Raw genomic sequence first — 257 nt, 5'->3', positions numbered from 1 at the left:
GTGGACGATCGAGGAGCGAACGACTCCCAGGGACCGTCCGAGGCGCCGGGCGAGGACTTCGGTCGTCAGCCCCCTCAGGACATGGCGGCCGAGCAGTCGGTCCTCGGTGGCATGTTGCTCAGCAAGGACGCCATCGCCGACGTCCTCGAGGTCCTGCGGCCCGGTGACGTCTACCGCCCCGCTCACCAGATGGTCTACGACGCGATCCTCGATCTGGACGGCCGCGGAGATCCCGCGGACCCGGTGACGGTCTCGGC

General features: G+C 69.6%; 1 protein-coding gene. It reads left to right on the top strand.

Features of this window, described 5'->3' with window-relative positions; genetic code table 11:
• On the top strand, positions 1 to 257 hold a 257-nt coding region (locus AC0IX4_RS23135; RefSeq protein ID WP_471831423.1), incomplete at both ends, for a DnaB-like helicase N-terminal domain-containing protein.

The sequence above is a fragment of the Rhodococcus sp. AC861 genome (genome assembly GCF_979256035.1).
This window is presented reverse-complemented; position numbering and strand designations above follow the sequence as displayed.